Here is a 17,998-nt window from a genome sequence, read left to right as displayed (position 1 = left end):
GTGGGCGTGGATCAGCCGGGCGGATTTGGGGTCGGGATGAAGCGACCGTCGCCAAGCAGGGCGAGGGCGGAGATCGGCGCGGCCGCGTTGTTGCCGGCAGGCGTGATCTTGAGGCGGACGTAACGCTTGGCGCCCGTGTAGCCGATCTTGCGCGACTTGTTGTCGGCCGCCTGGTCGAAACTGGCCTGCGCCAGCGTGCCGGTCAGGTTGGCCGCCGGGACCGCCGCGGCGTCCGACAGGTCGGCCGCATCGCCATGCTCGACGGTGACGGCGAAGGTCGCCGCCGCGGCTGCGAGGGTGCCGAGCAGGATCAGGAACACAAGGCTCTCGTAACCCGCCTTGTCGATGATGTTGGAGGTCAGCACGGTGTTGTCCGTGATGGGCGCGGCCGGCGCGATGGCGACGACCGGATGTACGATGTTCGAAAGATCACGCATCGGTGATGGTCCTCATGGTGTGAGGCTGGGGGGATGCGGGCGACGATCCGCCGCCCGCGGCAGGCCGGTCAGATCAGGCCGGGACGTCGAGGCCGACGAAGGGCGAGACTTCGTAGCCGTTCGCTTCCGAAATCGGCTTGGTGAGCCAGGGCGTCCCGTCGACGTTCCAGAAGATCTTGATGACCGTCTTGTTGCTGGTGAACAGGACGTGTTCGGACGCGGCGACAAACGGACCGGCGCCATCCTTGACGAGGTAGTAGGACCAATCGGCGAGCAGGATGTCGCCCTTGCCGCCCAGCTGGGGGGCGCGGTTGTTCCACCGCACCGGGTAGCCGAGCAACGTACCGGCGTAGCCCGTCTTGGCCGCACCCTCGGCCGTGCTGGCGACCCAGATGTAGTGACCCGCGGGGTCGGTCATCGTGCGCAGCTGCGGCAACACCGACTGCGGGATCGACCACACGGGCGAGGTGTCGCCGCGCATCAGGCAGACCGCCTCCATGGCGACCAAATCCTCATAGGTGACGCGGTTGGCCAGCTTGCGATTGACGAACTTGGTCGCGCCGGCATTCAGCGCGCCGAGCGGCTTGCTGATCCCGTCGCCCCGCAAGAACGCCCAATCCTCGGCCGCCGCGACACCGGCACGCATCTGGGTCTCGAGGAAGGTGGTCGCCCCGGTCCAGTTGCGCAGCAGCTTGTCGGTGACGGTGATGAAACCGGCGATCTCGTGCGGCGTCAGCGTCACCTCGCGCAGCTTCATGTCGGTTTCCGGCTTCTGGTCGCCTTCGCCGATCCACTTGAAGGTCATACCGCCGAACTGGCTGCCGGGGCCGGTGCCGGACTGATCGAGAGCACCCATGGTCAGAGACGCGTCGGGCTGGTCGCCGGCTGCGATGATGGTGGCGCGCGGGCGAACAAGCGCCGACTGGGGCGGCACGCTCATGATCGTGTCGCGGAACTCGGTCGGGATCATGAAGCCGCCGGACGGGCCGTTGTCCATCCGCATCTCGGCGCTCATCTCGCCGGTGTCGTCGGAGGCGGTTCCGATCCCTTCGATGAAGCTGAGGCGCTGATCGTTGGGGCGGAACCGGACGGCCGACATGAACTCGCCGAGGCTGTCGAAGCTGGTACGCGCTTCCGGGCCGCGCTGGGGGCGCTGACCGCGCCCGATCGAACCCGTGCTGGCGTCGAGCGAGGCATTCGCCGCGGCGACGTCGGCGACGCGATCGATGCGGGTCTTCAGGCCCGTCGCCTCGGCGGCCAGCGTGTCATACTGCGCCGTCTCTTCGGCAGTCAGTTCGCGATCATCAGCCTCGGCCGCGTCGATCAGCGCCTGCATGGATGCGACGGCCGTCGATCGGCGGGTGCGCAGCGCTTGCAGCGAGGCCTGCGGGTCCGGGCGATTGCCGTGGCCTTCCGGGTTGCGCATGTAGCGGCCGCGCTGCCGCTCGATCGCGGACATGGGGCCGATCAGGACCGCGGCGGACGCTGCGGCCAGAAGCATGGTCTTGGACATGAATGTTCTGCCTTTGGTTTTGCAGGGTGCCGGACACGTTCGACCGCCGCCTACGCCGGCGCGCAGACGGGGCTATTTCCACCGCCGAGGCGAGCAGATCAGATCAGGGCAAGCGCCTGTGCGCGGCGGTTACGCTCTGGCGCACCGCCCCGCGGCGCGTCGGGGCCGGCGCCGAAGCGTGCCAGCGTCTCGCGCATGGTGGCGATCCGGTCGGCCATGCCTTCGCGCACGGCTGCTGCCGCGCCGAGCATCCTGCCTTGGCCGAAGCCGTCGCGAACCTTCGAGGCGGCGACGCCGCGGCCGGCCGCAACGCGATCGACAAACATGCCGTAATAGTCATCGATGCGGCTCTGCATGTAGGCGCGGGTGTCGTCGCTGAGCGGGCCGAGCAGCCCCTCCCCCTTGAACTTGCCGGCCGCGATGATCTCGCGCGCGATGCCCTCTTTCGCCATCGCGGCGGTCAGATCGTCATAGGCGGTGCGAACGCCGATCGCGCCGGCCTGCGACGACGGGGTCATCACGATCTCGTCGGCCGAGCAGCCCACCCAGTAACCGGCGCTGGCAAGGTTGCCGTTCACCTGCACGATGATCGGCTTTTTGCCCTTCACAGCAGCGATGGCTGCGGACGCCTCGTCGACGCCCAGCACGTTGCCGCCGGGCGTGTCAGCATCGACAATGATCGCTTTCACGCTGGCGTCATCGGCCATCTGGTCGATCTGCGCCGCGAACGTCTCGGCCGTGGTGCCGCCGCTGGTCGAACTGTTCGGCACGATGCTCGCGCGCGGCGAGATCACGCCGCGCAGTGGCACGATCGCGACGGCACCTTCGCGGCGGGCAACCGCCGCGGCGGTCTGCGGTGAGATACGTGCCTCGATTTCCTCGGCCGTGAACTTGACCCCTTCCGCCTGCATGGTGAGCAGGCCGACGATCGCCAGCAGCTTGGATTCCTCCATCGCCCAGTATTCCGAAGCGAAGGCGGCGAGGATGTACGGATACTTCATTGCGCAGGCTCCGGCGGTCGCACGATGGGGTTCGGCTCGGGCGGATTGATCGCGCGGCCGATCGGCTGGACGTTGTTGGACACGAAGCTGACGTCGCCATCGGCGCCGATGCCATCCATGTCTTCGAGGCCGAGGACTTGGTTCACCGTCATGCCGAGTTCGAACATGCCTTTGTAGAAGGCGGCGCGGGCGGCCATGTCGCCGCGCAGCAGCGCCTTTATGTTGAAGTGAACGTAGAGGCCCTGTTCCCGCTCGGCCGCGGTGAAGAGCTTCCAGTTCATTTCTTGCTCCCAGGCATCGACCCATGGGCCGATCGTCTGCTGCACGAAGCCGATCATCAGCTGCTCGACGCCGGTCCCCCAGCTGGTCGATTTCTCGTGGCTCTGGAGCAACACCAGCGGAACGTCGTAGATGCGCGCGATCTCGGCGATCTGAAACTCGCGGCTGCCGAGGAACTGGGCATCTTCCGGCGGAATCATCGTCTGGACGAACTTCATGCCCTCTTCGAGGACCTTCACGCGATGAGCGTTGTCGAGGCCGCCTTGATCTTGCAGGCGTGCGCCGGGATTGTCCGCCGCCACCTTCTCGCCGGGCTTGCCGCCCCTGCTCAGATTGCCCTGCGCATTTGCGCTCAACCGGCCGGGGTGCATCAGGAACCCGCCCGATTTCGCGTCGTTGCCGAAGAACTTCGCGCCGAATTTCTCCATGGCGAGGCCCATGCCGATCGCCTGTCGGAACAACGCGACTTGGCTCAGACCGACATAGCCGTCGCGGCTGAGGTCCATCACATGCAGGACGTCGGCCTGATCCAGCTTGAACTGCCGGCCGTCGATCGTCGTCCGGTACTTCAGCGCATCACCATCCCGCACCGGTGCGGTTGCATTCGGCAGCAGCGGCCACAGCCCGATCGCCTCGCCGCGGCCGTTGCGCTCGATCTCCTGATAGGCGTTGCCCCACATGAGGGCATGCGCCTGACTGGTCTTGCGCAGGGTCCGCGAGGACATGAAGTCGTTCGGCCGGAGGCCGATCCGCTGCGCCATGGGATGCTCGGTCACCGGCGAACTGCCGCTGCCGCTGGGGTTCTTCTGTCGGATCGATAGCGGGAAGTAGGCGAACGGGTTCGAAATTCGGTTGATGCAGGCGTAGACCGCCGGCAGCGTCACCGCCGAATAGTGATTTACATCAACACCGGCGTCGGACTTGCCACCGCCGATCCAGCGCATCCAGCCGCCTTCACGCTGCGCACCGTGCGCGCCCACGTCGCCAACGGATCGAGGCGGCCCGAAAAGGGCGGCGCCAATGTCATGCCACCGCCCCATTCTCAGACCTCTTGCAAATCGATTTCGAGTAATCCCCGGTCTTCGTAGACCGAGCCGGGGTCCTCATCAGCCGCCGTGGCGACCGCGAGGCACATGACGGCAGCAACGATGCCGTCGATCTTTTCCGCCGACCGCTTTTTGGCCGGCGAATAGTTCAGGTTTTCATCGAACCGCACGACGGCGTTCTTAGCCATCCAGCGCAACACCGGCTGGCCGCCGTGATCCAGCTGGCCAGCGTAGACCATCCGTTCGAAAGTCTTGGTCGGCTCGCCCAGCGACTGGATGCCCTGCCGGATCGATATCATCATGTCCGGCTCGATGCCGTCCGCCTGAAGGTCGGCGACCAGCTTCATCGCGTTCCAAGGATCGTAGCCGAAACCGAGGACCTCGAATTGTTCGAAGGCGTCGAGCAGCCGGCGCCGGACATAGTTCTGGTCGACGAAATTGCCGGGCGTTGTCTCGATCGCGCCGGCAGCAAGCCATTTGTCGTAGGGCACGCGATCGGCGCGGACGCGCTCGGCCAGCGTATCTTCCGGCACCCAAAAGGCCGGGATGATCGTCCAGGCCGTTTCGTCGCCCTCCGGCGGGAACATCAGCAGCAAGGCGGTGACGTCGACCGTGGATGAGACGTCGGCCGCCGCATAACAGCGGCGCCCCTTCATCCGGTTCCAAGCAGTGCGCCAAGCCTCCTTGCCGCTCTTGCAGGCGTCGTAGGCCTTCATGTTCAGCCAGCGAACGACGACGTCCACCCACTGGTTGAGGTGATAGCACTTGAAGTGCGCCTGCGCCCGCGGGTTGTCCTTCGCGATGGCCGCCTCGCGCCGCAGGAACTGCAACGTCGGTGACAGGCCGAGCGACGGGTTCGCCACCGCCCAGATCGCCTCGTCATCCCACGCTGCATCCTCAGGCGCAGCAAACACGACGACCAGCGTCGTCGGGTCCGACACCCTGCCCTCTACGATGGCAAGGCTTTCGTCCCAGAGTTCGACGCCAGTAGCGTTCGTCTTCAGGCCGGCGGTCGACGCATACAGTTCGATCGGCTGGAGGCGGGCACCGGTGCCCTGCCGCAACGTGTTTTCCACAGTGCGGCTGCGCCACTCGTGCATCTCGTCGCCCGCGATCACGGTCGGCGATTTGCCGTGCTTCCCCTCTTCCGACCCGGTGATGACCTCGAACAGCGAAGCCGACGGCTTGAGGTAGATTGATTTCTTGTGCGCTTGGCACTCCCGCGCAAGCTCGGGAGCCTGCGCGATCATCGACTTCATCTTGTTGAAGATCGTGAACGCCTGCTTTTCATCGCGGGCGAACACGTAACCTTGACCGCCGACCACCGAATCGAGCGCCCAAAACAGGAGCGACAGGGCCGAGAGGAACTCGGACTTGCCGTTCTTGCGCGGCACCCACAGCAGCAGCCGCCGGAATATGCGGACATGCTCCTCGATCGGCAGGCCCGTGTCGGGGTCTAGAACCTCGATCGGTGCCTTCCAGCCGACGAGCAGGCGGACGATGATCTCCTGCCATGGCACGAGCCGGAACGGCTTGCCCGCGAACCGATCCTCGGTCAGCCGGAACACCTGCGGCCAGAGGTCGACCACTGCATCTGCCTTGGCGTGGTCGAACCACGCGCCCGGCACCGCGGCCGCCCGATCCCAAGCGAGCCGCGCCCACTCGTAGATCGGCTCGTCCGCGTGGCGGATCAGCCACTGCGGCAGGTCCGCATCCCAGCCGCCTGTCTTGTCCGCCACCTCAGTTTAGACGAGGCGGCGGCCGCGAATCCATGCGGCCGAGGGAACCGATCAACGAACTGGGCGCCTCCGGCTCCGCCGCCTGCGGCTGTTCCGCCCGCGGCGTAGCGTGATCGAACAGGCCGGGGTTTTGCGCGGCGGCCACCGCTTGGTCACGGAACAGCGAATATTCGTCGGACGGCGTCAGGCCAAACCGCTCCGACAGCTTCATCACCATGTCGAAGGCGCGGTCGCGGATTGAAACGATCGGGCGCGTGCGCTCCATCATTCCACCGGCCACCGTCTTCACCTTCTGGGTGTGACCATTCCGGGTCACGTCCTCATTCGCGACGACCCATTCGGCGAAGTAGACGCAGAACAGCGCGAACATCGGCCGGTGATGCGGCTGAAGCCGATGCGTTGACCGGAGCCGGGGCGCCAGATCACGCCACACGGCGACGGCCGCGGCCGAGCCATGCTCGATGATCGCGGGTGCCGCCAGCGGGTCACCGCCAACCGGCGGCTGCGCGAGCAGATCGGCGACGCGGTTGGCTTCGTCGATCCGCTTTTGCACCGCCGACTTGCGCCGGCCGGGGTTTCCCATGCTCGCTTGAAGGCCCGGAGCGTCGGGCTTGCGTCCGCGCATCGCGCACCTCCCTTAAAAAAACTTTCCCGCCAATTCCGCGCCGAAATTCATGCCGTTACGGAGCGGTCCAGAGGGCGATCCCCCCGAACTTTCGACCACCCCCCCCATCAGGTCAGGTCCGGACCGGCAGGCCGAGGCGGCGCGCCAGCGCGGCCATGTCGCCGCGCCCGCTGCGCTCCAGCCGTTGCTTTGGTCCGTCGTGACAGGCCTTGCAGCTGCTGACCCACCATTCGGCAGCCCAGAACACCGCTCGATCCCCGCGATGGGGATGATAGTGGTCGACCAGCGTCGCGGCCGTCACCATCGGGCGACCGTCCCACGCACCGACCTCGCAATACCGACAGAGCGGATGCGCGATCAGATGCGCCTTGGCAGCGCGCTGCCAGTCCGCGTCGTAACCGCGCGCCGATGCCGATCCTCGCTGCCGGTCGACCTCGCGCCGGGCGTCGGCACCATGGGTGCGACCGCGAGGACGAAACGTCGGCGGCCGGACCGGCATAGGCAGCGATCCAAAGCACGACGGGCGGCAGGACCGAAGTCATGCCGCCCGTCGGGAGGTTCAGGGAGGAAGTTCAGCGACCCGTCGGGGGATGCACGTTTCGCCGAACGTATCGGTAATTAGGGCCACAGACCCCTAGAGACCGAATTGTTTATTTGACCCCTAGAGCATTCGAGGGGTTGACCGCCTCTAGGCGCGTAAATCCGCCATTTTCCTGCCGATCAAGGCGTTGCGCGATCCGGGTGACCGAACGGCTCCACCGCTTGGCGAGGGTATCGGGATGGCCCGCCCACCCGATCTTGCGCGCGATGCGACCCCACGGCAGCTGCGCCTCCTCATTGCGATACAGGGTTTGAAGCACGACGCCGACCAGCCGGCGATGCGCCGGGTCGACCCATTCCACCCAACCGAGGGCCTCATTCATGCGGTCGACCTCGGCAGTCCGGAGACCCGGCAGCTTCGGCATGGCGTCCCGGTCGTAGTCGTCGCTGTCGATCTGGTAGAGTGCCCACCGGTCCTGCCGGCTGATCTGCCCCTGCTCATAGATCGCGCTGGCCTGCACGTCCCGCAGCCAACCCGCCTCGCGATCGGGCATCCGCCAGAGGAACCCCCAGGCCTCCACCAATCGCTCCACCACCCGATCAAAGGTCCAATCTGAAGTATTATCCATTTCTTCTCTCTTACGGATAGTCTGACAGTATAGGCATTATCGCGCATGCACATGCACATATATGGAAAGGTCTTTACGCAGCTATCCGTACTATCCGTACTATCCGTAACTCACGGTTTTCCGGGGGTTACAGATACGGACAGTCTACGGACAGCCGGACAGTTGCTATCCGCTCATCGTTTGATATTTCATCTTGACCTTCCCTCCTGTTTGCGCATTGCGATCCGCCGCGCCTTCTAATTACGGATAGTCTAGCCCAACTGTCCGTAGACTATCCGTTCCGTCGCCTGATCCGACGTGGCCGGTGGTGCCTCACGGAATATCCTCGAATGGGTCATAGCCGCCGTCGTCGGCCGTGAGGGGCGCGCTGGCGCCGGCATCGCCGGCAGGGGTCAACGGGGCGTCGGTTGCCCGCAGTCGCGCGCCACGGCGCCGTTTCAGGCCCTTCCCGTCCTTCGGCCCCAGCAGGATTTGCCGGTCGCCGAGCGCGCGGCCGAACGCCGTGCTGTTCATCATGTCCCGATCGCCGACGCCCTCGGCCTCGCACCATGCCTTGTAGTCATTGTAGAGGGAGCTTGAGAGCGTCAGGACGTTCGGGTCCGAAATGTCGACGCGGCCAGCCATCCATTCGCCAAAAGGGTTTGCCGAACGGCGATACTCCTCCACGGCCTCAGCCACCGATTGCGGCTGCACGAGGCGGCCGACCTCCAGCCACTGGCGCAGGCCTTCCAGCATCCAGTTGAGGATGCCCGGACCTTCCGCGAGCAGACGCTGCTCTACGCCTTTGTCGATCGCCGTACCTTTAAACTGATGCGGGAACAGGATGATGACGATACGCCGCCAGATGCCGTCGTCGTCGCCAGAGATGCGCGGCCGGCTGTTGCACTCCATGAACAGCTTGCCGCGCGCCTTGAATTCGAAAGCGTCGCCATAATTGGCGCGAGCCTGTATCGGTGAGCCGCCGGTGAATTGCTTGATGCGCTGCTCGTCTATCGCCGACCCGCGCTTCGGCTCCTGCGTACAGACGAGCCGTGTATCGCCGGCCAGCCGGACAAGATCGGGCGTCGCGTCTGCGCCGGACCGCTGCCCGGCCGCCATAAACGTCTGCACGTCGGCCGCGACGCCATAGCCGCCCATCAACTCGCGCAGGATGTTCATCGTGGTCGACTTGCCGTCGCCACCTTTGCCCTGAAGCATGAACATGCACTGCTCGACCGTCAGGCCGGAAAGCGCATAGCCAATCACCTGCTGGAAATAGGCCCGCACGTCGGGATCGGGCAGAACGGTGGCCAAATGCGCGAGCCAACCCGGCGCCTCGGCCTTCGGGTCGTAGTCGCACGTCATCGCGCGCGTCAGGTGGTCGGCCGGGTCATGCGGCGCTTCGACGATGCGCCACCGCTCGCCCTGCGGTGCATCCTTGTTCCGGCGGAACCGTAGGGTCCGGTTGGCGGTGTTGACGACCAGCAGGTCGCTATCGAAGTCGTCCATTCTCCGGTTGAGTTCGTCGAGCGTCTGCGCCTGAGCGAGCATGGCCGTGGCCTTGCTGGCATTGCCGGTTTGCACCGCATGCTTGTGCAGGTTGATGACCCTGTCCTGCCGGCGCTCGGTCGTGCACCACTCGCCGAAGCGGGTTTTTAGTTCTTCGTCAGGCACCTCGGCCAGCGCGCCGATCTCGTCGCGAATGCCGCGCGCGACCTCGTGCGTCTTGAGCATCGCCAGCCGCTGCCCGTCCTCGGCGGACCAGCGGTGGCCGTTGTAGGCGACCCAGCCCCATTCGCGGACGTGCACCAACTTGCCCCCGGCGTGCGCCACTAGGCGCTCCGCGTTGCCGAGGTCCGACAATTCGCGCCAGCATAGCGCCAGCGGATCGACCGTCACCATCAGGACGGCCCGCTTCACGACTTCCCCCACTGCCATGTTCCCTTACTGGATCGACATCGCGCGACTGGCGGCGACCGATGCGAGTGTTTCCTGATATGCCTTCTCTTTCGCCGTCAGCTTCCGCCCCTTGGGAGGCGGCAGCGCGACGGGCGCGGGCAGTTCGATTGCAAAATCCGGGTCTTCGATGCTCAGCGCATGGCGGTAGACCGTCCGCGTGGCCTCACGTTCAAACCGCTTGTCGCGGTCAGCCGCCCGGTCGGCGATGCACCCCCGGATTTCAGAGGGCATTAAGCCGATATCCTTGGCGAATTTCATGACGTCGCGGACGGTCTGATTGATATCGTCCCGATCCGCGAAAAGGCTCTCCAGCCGTTCCACGATTTGCTCGAGGTGGGAGGCTTTGCCATCGGCCGACCGCGTCGGCTTGATCACACCCTGCGCCTCGGCCGCGGCCCGGACCGTCCGCCGCGCGCCATCCAGTCCCAGCGCGGCGACCAGCTGCGCGGCCAGTGCCGCCTGTTCCGGTTCGATCGTCGGGGGCGGCACTGTCACTGTCTCGCGCGGAGCATCGCTGGGCAGGCTTGCCACGGTGGGCGCGTCATCGGCGGAGGGCACCGCGCTACTCGGCCGGTCATACTTGCCGGCGTTTCGCTCCCAAGCCGGCACGTCGGGAGCGAGGACGACGCTTGACCCCGGCATGGTCGCCGAGGGCGGGCGCAACACCTCACGCCGGCCGACATGGTCGGGACGGCTGACATAGCCCTCCCCTTCCATACGCTCGATCATGCGAGCCGCAGAATTGTAGCCAATACGTAGCTGCCGCTGGAGCCAGCTCGTCGAGGCTTTCTGATGCTCCAGCACCAATGCGGCCGCGCGCTGATACAACGCTTCGTCGTCGGTCACGCGGCCCTCCCCAGATCGTTGAAGTCCATGCCGGCGGGCGCGCGATAGGTACGCACCGGTGCCGCCCCGACCCGCCGCCACGCCTGCGCAGCTAGGGTCGCGCAAATTTCCGCGCGCTTGAGGCCGTCGATCCGAACTTTGTCGCGGAGACCCCGCCGCGCCAGCTGACACCGCATCGTCACCGGGCGCATGTCCGCATCGATCAGCAGATGGACCTCACCGGCATTGGCAATGGTGAAGGGCGGCGATTCCGGATCGCTACGCAGGTTCCACAGCGGCACCACACCTTCGTCATCGCGCACCGCCCGCCCTTGAAGGTTGTCCAGGCTGAGCAGCGCCAGCGGCCGCGCGGGCAACGGGAGGTCGGCCGCGTAAGACAGCACCGTCTCCACGCCTTCGCCTGCAACCGTGACCGGAGGGCCGACGCGATCGGTTTCGCCGAGGAAGCACGCAGCGCGCCGCGCCTGCCCCCACATCTTGCGCGACGGCCGCGGCTTCCCGTCCGGCAGCGTGCCAAAGGCAGCTTTCCGTCGACCATCACGCGACAGGTAGGTCGCGTGGATGCCAACGATCGGGCCGTCGACAGACGTTCGCAGAGGCGCGATCATCGCGGGCGCATGGATCACTGCAAGCGGGCCGCGGTCGATCCGCCATGAGGCGGCCGGACAACGCGGCATGAAGAACAGACGCTCGACCGCGCATGTAACGCGCGCGACCTCGATCCCGCGGGCGGCCAGCCATGCTTCGACGATCGTGCCGGGCGCCGGCACCATGTTGTCGACGATGTATGCAGCGACGATCCCGCTCTCGACAACCTCCGATGGCTGCTCGACCCGCTGCCGTCGCGGCCGCTCCTGCACCACGCGATCAGCGTCACCGGCCAGCACGCGAGCGGCAGCGACACGATCAGGGTGGCCGCCGAGTTCCATTTCAAGGGCAACGGCGTCGCCGGTCTCCCCGCAGGAAAAGCAATGCCAGATCGGCCCCTGCTCATCGGCGAGGAAGGCATCGCCGCTCTGGCAGATCGGGCAGGTGCCGCGCGACCGCTTCGTGCCAGACTTGCGCAGCTTGGCACCATGGCCACGCGCGACATCGGCCGGCGAGACCTTTCGAGCGCGCTCAAACAGGCTTTCGGGATTTGGGTTCATGGCAGCCTAGGCCGCCTTCCAGTCGAGCCAACCTAGCGCGGGGCCGCCGGTGTGGCCGTGTTCCCAAACGAACCAAGCGAAGGCGATCACCCCGCCGCGCGCTTCTTCCCTGCTGTCCATGTCGGCTAGTCGCCCGCGCTGCATCGGCACCCGCCGTGACATGACCCAGACCCGCGCGAGCGGGGTGCCAGCAAACCAGCGCTGCCGCTCTAGCCCTTCAAGAAATGCGAGGCGCAGGAACAGCGCCACCTTACCGCCGGGCTGGCGCGTCAGCAGCAGCGCGCGATCGGCGAATTCCATCGCCCAGCGAAACGGCGGGTTCGTAACGATGTGTTCCGATCGCGGCGCCCACTCCATCAGGAAGTCGCGCCCGCCCTCGCCGTAACCGCGGTCTATCAGATCCGTGCTGACGATCGGCTGCCCCGTCGTTTCGAGGACGCGAGACATCGCGCCGTCCCCACAGGCAGGCTCCCAAATCGATCCGTCGAACCGTTCGACGGTCAGCAGTGCTTTGGTGGCACCCGGATGCGTTGGATAGAAGTCGTGCGTCTCGCGGTTGATCGGGTCGTCGGTCTGAGCGCGCGAGAAAGCGCTCCCCGCGGAGACCGACAGGGGTTTGAGGTTCGACATGCAGCCCGTCAGAGCCGGCCGGCCGGCGTCGATCGCCCGCTGATCGTACAGATGCGACGCTCGCCCGGCCCGCGTTCCTCCATTGAAATCAGCCGGGCTGCCCGCAGCAGGCGGATGCGATAAGCAACCTGCGCGGCGGTCATTTCGACCTGCCGACCGATTTCCGCGTTCGTCCCGCACGGTAGGCCGAGCCGGACGTGCCGGCGGAGGATGCGCAGCACCGCCGCCTCTTCTGTTTCAGCCACCGGATCGGCGATGACCGGTGCGGCATCCCCACCGACCATCATCGCGCGCTTCACCATGTACCATTCGCGGTCGTTGGTCGGCCGACGACGATCGTGCAGCCGCACCTCGCCTTCTTCGAACAGTTCGCGGGCGCGAACCCACGCAGCGCGGTCCCGCGGGGGTGACAGCCCCCAGGCATAGACGAGTTCCGCCCCGACCTCGGCCGACGCGACCCAGTGTTCGACGTCGTCAACGTCGATCGCATGCGCGACTGGTCGGAGTGCGGAAGATCCCGCCAACTTAGCCATGAATATTCCCCCGGTGCCGGCTTACGCGGCGTGCTGGATGTTGACGGCGTCGAGCCACCCGCCGAGCGGGTCCTGACGCCAGTGGTGACGCTGAATGGTGCCCTGCGTCGCGCGGGAAACGTCGGCGACGAGTTCCTCTCCCGGCACGATTTCGCCGTTGACCAGCCGCTGGAGCGTAGTGACCGGGACCTGCATGCTGCGGCACGCGAGCGGCAGGTTGCCGCGATAAGCGGCGGTGATACGACGGGCGAGCAGGCGTGCGCCTTCGTTCGGCACGACGGCCGGCAGATGAATCTTCATCATTTCGGGTTCCCTTCGGTGTGACGGGCAAGCGCCCGCATTTGAACGGCGACGCGGATTACGTCGTCCAACTGGCTGACGCACGCAGCCGCATCGCCCTCGCACCAGTGGCGATCGGCAAGGCCGGTACATACGGTGGCGGTGACCTCTGCGAACTCGCCATGAAGCCGTGACATCGCAGCGAGCAGGCTTTCATCGGTTGCTGGTGCATCAGGTTCGGCGACGAACGTTCCGCCCATCATCTGGCAGAGCAGCTGCGTCACAGGGTGTGATCCGGCAACTCGCTCAAGATCGGCGACGACGTCGATCGGCGCGAAGAAATCGGCGTCCGCCGGTGACAATGACCGGTAGCGGGCGATCGTCGGGCGGCTTACGCGCGATATGTTCGCAGCATCGGCATCGTCGCCGACCAGCCGCACCAATTCGCCAAAAGCGATCTTGAGACGCCGCCCCCGCGCCATGTCGGCCGGTGAGTTAAGCATCGGCCACGATTGCGCTCGAAGACTGAGAAGCGGCATCCGAACTTCTCGGTGACGCAGCTGCAGAATCGCCAATAGGTGGAAGCTCAACACCGTGCGCTGCGGCAATCGCTGCGACATCCACCGAGGGACATTCGTCTTGCACGATGCGACGCAGATGGTTCAGGCGAGAGGGCGGCAGACCTATGCGCCTCCAAGCATGCACCGTGGATGGCGAGGCCTGCGACAGGCGAGAAACAGCGTAGGTTCCCCCTATGCCGTCGATCAAAGCGTTAGCGAAAGCGTCCATAGGCCGATCAGTGCGATATTCGCACATCCGGATCAAGCTTTTTTGTGCGATAAACGAATTTGCGTTTATCGCACCGGCGCGGTCCAAGGCGGAATGGATATCGTGCCTATGGAAATCGAGGAAATCCGCGCGCGAATGGATGAACGCGGCATGCGCGTGAGCCACCTTGCGAACGCAATCGGAATAGAGCCGAACAAGGTATCTAAGGCGCTATCCGGTACGAGGCAGTTCAAGGCGGCGGAGATGATGCGCATCGTTCAGGTGCTGCGCGGTCCGGTCATCACGACGCCAGCGCGGCCGGTGCGCATGATACCTATCATTGGCGAGGTTGCCGCCAGCACGTGGCGAGAGGCCGTTCGTCGACCAATAGACGAGATGCCTGCCTTCGATTCTAATATCTCTGCCAACGCCTTCGGGTTAGAAATCGTTGGCGATTCGATGAACTTGCTCGCGCCGGAGGGTGGCGTGGCAGTCGTCGATCCTGACGACAAGGCGCTTTATCCCGGAAGACGGTACGTAGTTGCTAACGCTGAGGGCGAAACGACGTTTAAGGAATTCGTGAACGATCCAGCACGACTGGTACCTCTATCGAGCAACCCGGATCACCGTGAAATCCTCCTTGGGGGCGAGGACGTGTTCACAATGGTCGGCCGGGTCAGCTGGGTTGCCCGCCGCGCTTGAACGGCCGGCAGAGGTTCCTCGAATGGCACCCAAGCGCTGCGGCGCTGCATGCCACCGGGGACCGTTACAAAGAAGCAGCCATATTCATCGTAGGAGCCTAGGTGCCGCTGGATTAGGTCACGGCGCACCTCCCTGAGGGAGTCTCGCCAAGGGGCAACTGGCTCGTTGAACGATGTCGCTCGGTACCAGTGGATGACCCTGTGGCTCAACGACTCACTCCCACGCCTCACGCCGCTTTGTAGGAACAGACAAAGAACATCCGCAAGTCGCTAACGCCTATGTGCGATAGTCGCACCGATTTTAATTGACGAAAGTAGTGCGAGTATCGCACATAAGCCTCATCAGGGCATCCCGCCCGGATGGGAGCACACCGTGCCGCTTTCACATCTCCCCAGCCGCGATCAGGCTGACGCGTCGCTCGCGCGCTTCTACGAGCAGCTCGGCCATCGTCCGCCTGCATCGCGCTTCGATGCGACGCCGCGCCTGTCGGGACAGCCGACCCACGCACAACTAAGCAAGACGGTCCGCCGCTTGCGGAGGGCCAATCCGCTGCCGATCCGCCTTCGCATCGCACGGCGCCGGGTGCTCAGTGGCGCTGACAGGCTGTTCAACGCCACCTGCACGGTCACTGTCTTCGGTATCGTCGGTTACGTCATCCTGCCGGCGGCCGTCACGGCCGCGACGAGGTGGCAGTGGTGATCGGCGATACCGACCCCCGCACGATCGCTTCGCGTTTGTCTGTCGGACAGCGACGCACGATCAAAGCGCTGGACCGCGACTTTTGCATCCTTGGCTGCGCCGAGGCCGCCGCCAAGCGGCTGGAGCGCAACGTCCCGGCTCGGCCCGCGCTGGTCATCAGTCGCCCGGGCATCGCCAGCCGCGAGTTCGCTCTCAACGCGCTCGGCGCTGCCGTGCAGGCGGTGCTGCCATGACCGCCCCGAAACGGTACGAGGCGCTGATTGATCGCCACGCCCCGCGCCGCAAGGAGATCGCCCGCCTCGACGCGATCAGCCGCGAACGCGCACTGACCGATGACGAGAGCAGGCGGTTGGAGCAGCTGCTGTACCGCGAACGGTACGTCGAGTTTCGCCAAGAGCGGAGGGCCGCCTGATGAGCGCATCTTGCACGCCCTTGGAACTCGCCACTCCGCTGCCGCCCTTCGTTCTGCCGACTCAAGCAGAGTATCGGGCGGCCGCGCGGATCGTGGACAGTCAGCCTGTGCTCGCCGCCTTTGCGTCGTGTGAATGGGATTGCCTACATGACGACGGCCAAATTTGGATCGCCGCCATCGTGCGCGAGGCGTTCGCTGAAGGCGCCCGGCATCCAAGGCCGATCCCCGGTGACATGATCGCCGATGTCTTTGGCTTCGTCGTCGACATGGCGAAGCGCTTCCGTCGGCGGACCAGTCGCCGATTCCTCGGCATCCGCATCAACACCATGACGCGGACCGAGGCGATGGCCCATGCACTCGCGACCTACGATGCCACGCTCGACATGATCGGCGTGCCGTTCGGCCATCCGGATCACCAGTGGGATCGCGAGACCGCCCACGAGTTCGTCGACGTCGAACTTCAGCATTGGGAGGCCTGACGTGAACATACCCGAAAGCACGAACTCGCCCGCCACGGTCCTGCAACCGTGGGTGTCAAGCCTCACGATGATGCAGCAGACTGTGCTGCTCACCGCCATCCGCGGCCCTGACGGCGTGCCGAAGTATGGCCCGACGAAGATGCTCCTGCGCTGGTATCGCCGTTGCGTTCTGCTGTCGGCAATGGACCGCGCTGTTCTGTCGACCCCATACGATGCGGGCGGCGGGTCTTTTACTGGACCGAGCTTTTTCGCTTTGTTCAGCAGTGACTGGCGGCTGTCGATGGACGAGATTGTCGCGGCGTACCTGCGTGAATTGGACGCCATCCCGCACCACTTCCAGCTGCACTTGCTGCACGCGGTCGAGATCGTTGGATACAAGCATCCCGACCGGGCGATCAGCAGCTGGTGGCGACAAGTCTACGAGCGCCTCGTGCACGACATGCACCTCTGGCCGGAAACCGAAGAGCAGATGGACCGCCGTCTCGGTGATAGCCGCGACCAGTGGCTGGAGCGCAACGACGTTGCGACGGTCGACTGATGCGCGCGATCTCACTCTGGCAGCCATGGGCGTCCGCTGTGGCGCTTGGCCTGAAGCGTATCGAAACCCGGCACTGGCCGGCGCGGTTCACCGGGCCGCTGGCCATCCATGCGGCAAAACGCTGGACGGGTGCCGAGCGGGACGATGCCGCCAGCTTCGCCCGCGCCTACGATCCACGCCTTGCCGAGCCACCCCTCGGCGCGATCGTCGCCACCTGTCGTCTCGTGCGGTGCGATCGTAGCGAGGACATCCTGCGCCGCGGCATAAGTCCGATGGAGGAAGCATTCGGCAACTATGGCCCCGGTCGCTTCGGCTGGCTGCTCGACGATATCGTCGCGCTTGCAGAGCCGATCTCGTTCCGTGGGGCGCAGGGGTTCTTCGAAGTTCCCGACGAGCTGCTAGGCCTCGCGTCCCACGTTCAGACGCTCGGGCGGCTCCTGTGAGCCGGCCCATGAACATCGACACCTCCAACTGGGGACCGTTTGATCCGCAAGACGTCCACGACGCAATGTGTGAGCGGGAGCGGCTCGCCTTCACTGAGTATCTCGTCAAGCGGCTCAAGAAGATGCCCAGGACAGGAAGCGATCAGCCCGCAATCATGGTCGGAGCGATCATGGCGATCGTTCAGCTTTCCTACGCCATCCACGGTAACGAACCCACGGACGCCGTTCGTGAGGGGCTGCACAAGACGCTCGACTTTGCGTGGCTGCAATGCGCGCTAATGATTATCGACAAGGGACAGGCGAATTGATCGCCTCGGCCCTTACCGCCCCCCAGCATCGGCACCTTTGCGCGCGGGCCGCCATAAACCTGCTGCGCACACGCGAGGCCGCATATCCGGCCGCGATCGAGGCGGGAAAGATCACGCCGGCCGACGCTGATCGCGGTCTTCACCTCACCCGGTGCATCGTCGAGCAGTGGCGCTGGATCATGGACAAGGCATGGCCGCCCTGCCCTCAGTTTGACGAATGCACCGATCGATTCGGCGCGTACAACTTCGAACTCGCGGCCGAGATCACGCGCGCGGCCGAGCGGCAGCGTGCCATCGCCAAGCGGAAGCCGGCCGACGAAGCCGCCGCGCAGCTGGCCGACCTGTTCGAGGCGCTCGCTTGGCACCAGCGGACGCATGCCGGCGCGGCTTGGATCGTCCACATCGTTGACGTCGAGCGATCGGCCGCCTGCAAGGCGCTCGCGAGAGCAGCATGAAGCACGACCCG

Annotated in this window: 24 protein-coding genes and 1 pseudogene; 9 read left to right on the top strand and 16 right to left on the bottom strand. The window is 65.4% G+C overall.

All coding sequences use genetic code 11. The annotated features are described in order from the left end of the window. Positions 1–11: 11 nt before the first annotated feature. From LRA87_RS15885 to LRA87_RS15810, 16 genes and pseudogenes are all read right to left on the bottom strand, one after another. On the bottom strand, positions 12–437 hold the full coding sequence (locus tag LRA87_RS15885; RefSeq protein ID WP_230781562.1) for a hypothetical protein: 426 nt from the start codon (positions 435–437) through the stop codon (positions 12–14). A gap of 73 nt (positions 438–510) precedes the next feature. Continuing rightward, positions 511–1,950 carry a phage major capsid protein gene (locus tag LRA87_RS15880; RefSeq protein ID WP_230781561.1) on the bottom strand — a complete coding sequence of 480 codons (1,440 nt, stop codon included), beginning with the start codon at positions 1,948–1,950 and terminating at the stop codon, positions 511–513. A gap of 98 nt (positions 1,951–2,048) precedes the next feature. After that, positions 2,049–2,951: a S49 family peptidase gene (locus LRA87_RS15875; RefSeq protein WP_230781560.1), complete on the bottom strand. Its 903-nt coding sequence runs from the start codon at positions 2,949–2,951 to the stop codon at positions 2,049–2,051. Next, a complete protein-coding gene (locus LRA87_RS15870; RefSeq protein WP_230781559.1) occupies positions 2,948–4,210 on the bottom strand; it encodes a phage portal protein in 1,263 nt (420 codons plus the stop codon). Before LRA87_RS15870 ends, LRA87_RS15875 begins: the two co-directional genes overlap by 4 nt. A 62-nt stretch (positions 4,211–4,272) precedes the next feature. Beyond that, on the bottom strand, positions 4,273–6,015 hold the full coding sequence (locus tag LRA87_RS15865) for a terminase large subunit (protein WP_230781558.1): 1,743 nt from the start codon (positions 6,013–6,015) through the stop codon (positions 4,273–4,275). Between the two features lies 1 nt (position 6,016). Beyond that, positions 6,017–6,640: a P27 family phage terminase small subunit gene (locus LRA87_RS15860; protein ID WP_230781557.1), complete on the bottom strand. Its 624-nt coding sequence runs from the start codon at positions 6,638–6,640 to the stop codon at positions 6,017–6,019. Between the two features lie 112 nt (positions 6,641–6,752). Beyond that, positions 6,753–7,139: a hypothetical protein gene (locus LRA87_RS15855; RefSeq protein WP_230781556.1), complete on the bottom strand. Its 387-nt coding sequence runs from the start codon at positions 7,137–7,139 to the stop codon at positions 6,753–6,755. 151 nt (positions 7,140–7,290) lie between these two features. Continuing rightward, positions 7,291–7,773 (bottom strand): DUF6362 family protein, encoded by a 483-nt coding sequence (locus tag LRA87_RS15850; protein ID WP_230781555.1) that lies wholly within the window; start codon positions 7,771–7,773, stop codon positions 7,291–7,293. Between the two features lie 348 nt (positions 7,774–8,121). Next, a complete protein-coding gene (locus tag LRA87_RS15845; protein ID WP_230781554.1) occupies positions 8,122–9,708 on the bottom strand; it encodes a DNA primase family protein in 1,587 nt (528 codons plus the stop codon). A 24-nt stretch (positions 9,709–9,732) separates the two neighbouring features. Continuing rightward, complete coding sequence (locus LRA87_RS15840) at positions 9,733–10,389, bottom strand: GapR family DNA-binding domain-containing protein (RefSeq protein WP_230781643.1); 657 nt, start codon at positions 10,387–10,389, stop codon at positions 9,733–9,735. A 15-nt stretch (positions 10,390–10,404) separates the two neighbouring features. Next, positions 10,405–10,575 (bottom strand): annotated as a pseudogene (locus tag LRA87_RS15835) (DNA translocase FtsK); the annotation flags it as partial. A 14-nt stretch (positions 10,576–10,589) separates the two neighbouring features. Continuing rightward, a complete protein-coding gene (locus LRA87_RS15830) occupies positions 10,590–11,741 on the bottom strand; it encodes a DUF7146 domain-containing protein (RefSeq protein ID WP_230781553.1) in 1,152 nt (383 codons plus the stop codon). A 6-nt stretch (positions 11,742–11,747) separates the two neighbouring features. Beyond that, complete coding sequence (locus tag LRA87_RS15825) at positions 11,748–12,371, bottom strand: hypothetical protein (protein WP_230781552.1); 624 nt, start codon at positions 12,369–12,371, stop codon at positions 11,748–11,750. Between the two features lie 8 nt (positions 12,372–12,379). Beyond that, the gene (locus tag LRA87_RS15820; protein WP_230781551.1) at positions 12,380–12,904 is read right to left on the bottom strand and encodes a hypothetical protein; all 525 of its coding nucleotides are present in this window, start codon (positions 12,902–12,904) and stop codon (positions 12,380–12,382) included. A gap of 21 nt (positions 12,905–12,925) precedes the next feature. After that, positions 12,926–13,207: a hypothetical protein gene (locus LRA87_RS15815; RefSeq protein ID WP_230781550.1), complete on the bottom strand. Its 282-nt coding sequence runs from the start codon at positions 13,205–13,207 to the stop codon at positions 12,926–12,928. Continuing rightward, a complete protein-coding gene (locus LRA87_RS15810) occupies positions 13,204–13,791 on the bottom strand; it encodes a hypothetical protein (protein ID WP_230781549.1) in 588 nt (195 codons plus the stop codon). The genes LRA87_RS15815 and LRA87_RS15810 overlap by 4 nt, the downstream gene beginning before the upstream one ends. Before the next feature lie 274 nt (positions 13,792–14,065). On the opposite strand from LRA87_RS15810, the gene LRA87_RS15805 reads away from it, so the two are divergent. The 9 genes from LRA87_RS15805 (at position 14,066) to LRA87_RS15765 (ending at position 17,987) form a co-directional block, all read left to right on the top strand. Continuing rightward, positions 14,066–14,653: a LexA family protein gene (locus tag LRA87_RS15805; RefSeq protein ID WP_230781548.1), complete on the top strand. Its 588-nt coding sequence runs from the start codon at positions 14,066–14,068 to the stop codon at positions 14,651–14,653. A 372-nt stretch (positions 14,654–15,025) separates the two neighbouring features. Beyond that, positions 15,026–15,352 carry a hypothetical protein gene (locus LRA87_RS15800; protein ID WP_230781547.1) on the top strand — a complete coding sequence of 109 codons (327 nt, stop codon included), beginning with the start codon at positions 15,026–15,028 and terminating at the stop codon, positions 15,350–15,352. Then, entirely contained in the window at positions 15,349–15,585 is a 237-nt protein-coding gene (locus LRA87_RS15795; protein WP_230781546.1) for a hypothetical protein, read from the top strand. Before LRA87_RS15800 ends, LRA87_RS15795 begins: the two co-directional genes overlap by 4 nt. Beyond that, positions 15,582–15,764: a hypothetical protein gene (locus tag LRA87_RS15790; RefSeq protein ID WP_230781545.1), complete on the top strand. Its 183-nt coding sequence runs from the start codon at positions 15,582–15,584 to the stop codon at positions 15,762–15,764. Before LRA87_RS15795 ends, LRA87_RS15790 begins: the two co-directional genes overlap by 4 nt. Before the next feature lie 20 nt (positions 15,765–15,784). Beyond that, positions 15,785–16,243: a hypothetical protein gene (locus LRA87_RS15785; RefSeq protein WP_230781544.1), complete on the top strand. Its 459-nt coding sequence runs from the start codon at positions 15,785–15,787 to the stop codon at positions 16,241–16,243. Position 16,244: 1 nt separating this feature from the next. Then, complete coding sequence (locus LRA87_RS15780) at positions 16,245–16,781, top strand: hypothetical protein (RefSeq protein ID WP_230781543.1); 537 nt, start codon at positions 16,245–16,247, stop codon at positions 16,779–16,781. After that, positions 16,781–17,224 carry an ASCH domain-containing protein gene (locus tag LRA87_RS15775; protein WP_230781542.1) on the top strand — a complete coding sequence of 148 codons (444 nt, stop codon included), beginning with the start codon at positions 16,781–16,783 and terminating at the stop codon, positions 17,222–17,224. The genes LRA87_RS15780 and LRA87_RS15775 overlap by 1 nt, the downstream gene beginning before the upstream one ends. 8 nt (positions 17,225–17,232) lie before the next feature. After that, the gene (locus tag LRA87_RS15770) at positions 17,233–17,532 is read left to right on the top strand and encodes a hypothetical protein (RefSeq protein ID WP_230781541.1); all 300 of its coding nucleotides are present in this window, start codon (positions 17,233–17,235) and stop codon (positions 17,530–17,532) included. Then, complete coding sequence (locus tag LRA87_RS15765) at positions 17,529–17,987, top strand: hypothetical protein (RefSeq protein WP_230781540.1); 459 nt, start codon at positions 17,529–17,531, stop codon at positions 17,985–17,987. Before LRA87_RS15770 ends, LRA87_RS15765 begins: the two co-directional genes overlap by 4 nt. The last annotated feature ends 11 nt before the right edge of the window (positions 17,988–17,998 follow it).

It is taken from the genome of Sphingomonas sp. Leaf37, assembly GCF_920939475.1.
Lineage (GTDB): Bacteria > Pseudomonadota > Alphaproteobacteria > Sphingomonadales > Sphingomonadaceae > Sphingomonas.
The sequence above is the reverse complement of the archived record's forward strand: the minus strand, read 5'-3'. Positions and strand labels throughout refer to the sequence as shown.

Coding starts and splice junctions, on each gene's coding strand:
- LRA87_RS15885 (WP_230781562.1), bottom strand. CDS start 437: ATGCGTGATCTTTCGAACATCGTACATCCGGTCGTCGCCATCGCGCCG.
- LRA87_RS15880 (WP_230781561.1), bottom strand. CDS start 1,950: ATGTCCAAGACCATGCTTCTGGCCGCAGCGTCCGCCGCGGTCCTGATC.
- LRA87_RS15875 (WP_230781560.1), bottom strand. CDS start 2,951: ATGAAGTATCCGTACATCCTCGCCGCCTTCGCTTCGGAATACTGGGCG.
- LRA87_RS15860 (WP_230781557.1), bottom strand. CDS start 6,640: ATGCGCGGACGCAAGCCCGACGCTCCGGGCCTTCAAGCGAGCATGGGA.
- LRA87_RS15855 (WP_230781556.1), bottom strand. CDS start 7,139: ATGCCGGTCCGGCCGCCGACGTTTCGTCCTCGCGGTCGCACCCATGGT.
- LRA87_RS15840 (WP_230781643.1), bottom strand. CDS start 10,389: ATGCCGGGGTCAAGCGTCGTCCTCGCTCCCGACGTGCCGGCTTGGGAG.
- LRA87_RS15830 (WP_230781553.1), bottom strand. CDS start 11,741: ATGAACCCAAATCCCGAAAGCCTGTTTGAGCGCGCTCGAAAGGTCTCG.
- LRA87_RS15825 (WP_230781552.1), bottom strand. CDS start 12,371: ATGTCGAACCTCAAACCCCTGTCGGTCTCCGCGGGGAGCGCTTTCTCG.
- LRA87_RS15820 (WP_230781551.1), bottom strand. CDS start 12,904: ATGGCTAAGTTGGCGGGATCTTCCGCACTCCGACCAGTCGCGCATGCG.
- LRA87_RS15815 (WP_230781550.1), bottom strand. CDS start 13,207: ATGATGAAGATTCATCTGCCGGCCGTCGTGCCGAACGAAGGCGCACGC.
- LRA87_RS15805 (WP_230781548.1), top strand. CDS start 14,066: ATGGATATCGTGCCTATGGAAATCGAGGAAATCCGCGCGCGAATGGAT.
- LRA87_RS15790 (WP_230781545.1), top strand. CDS start 15,582: ATGACCGCCCCGAAACGGTACGAGGCGCTGATTGATCGCCACGCCCCG.
- LRA87_RS15775 (WP_230781542.1), top strand. CDS start 16,781: ATGCGCGCGATCTCACTCTGGCAGCCATGGGCGTCCGCTGTGGCGCTT.
- LRA87_RS15770 (WP_230781541.1), top strand. CDS start 17,233: ATGAACATCGACACCTCCAACTGGGGACCGTTTGATCCGCAAGACGTC.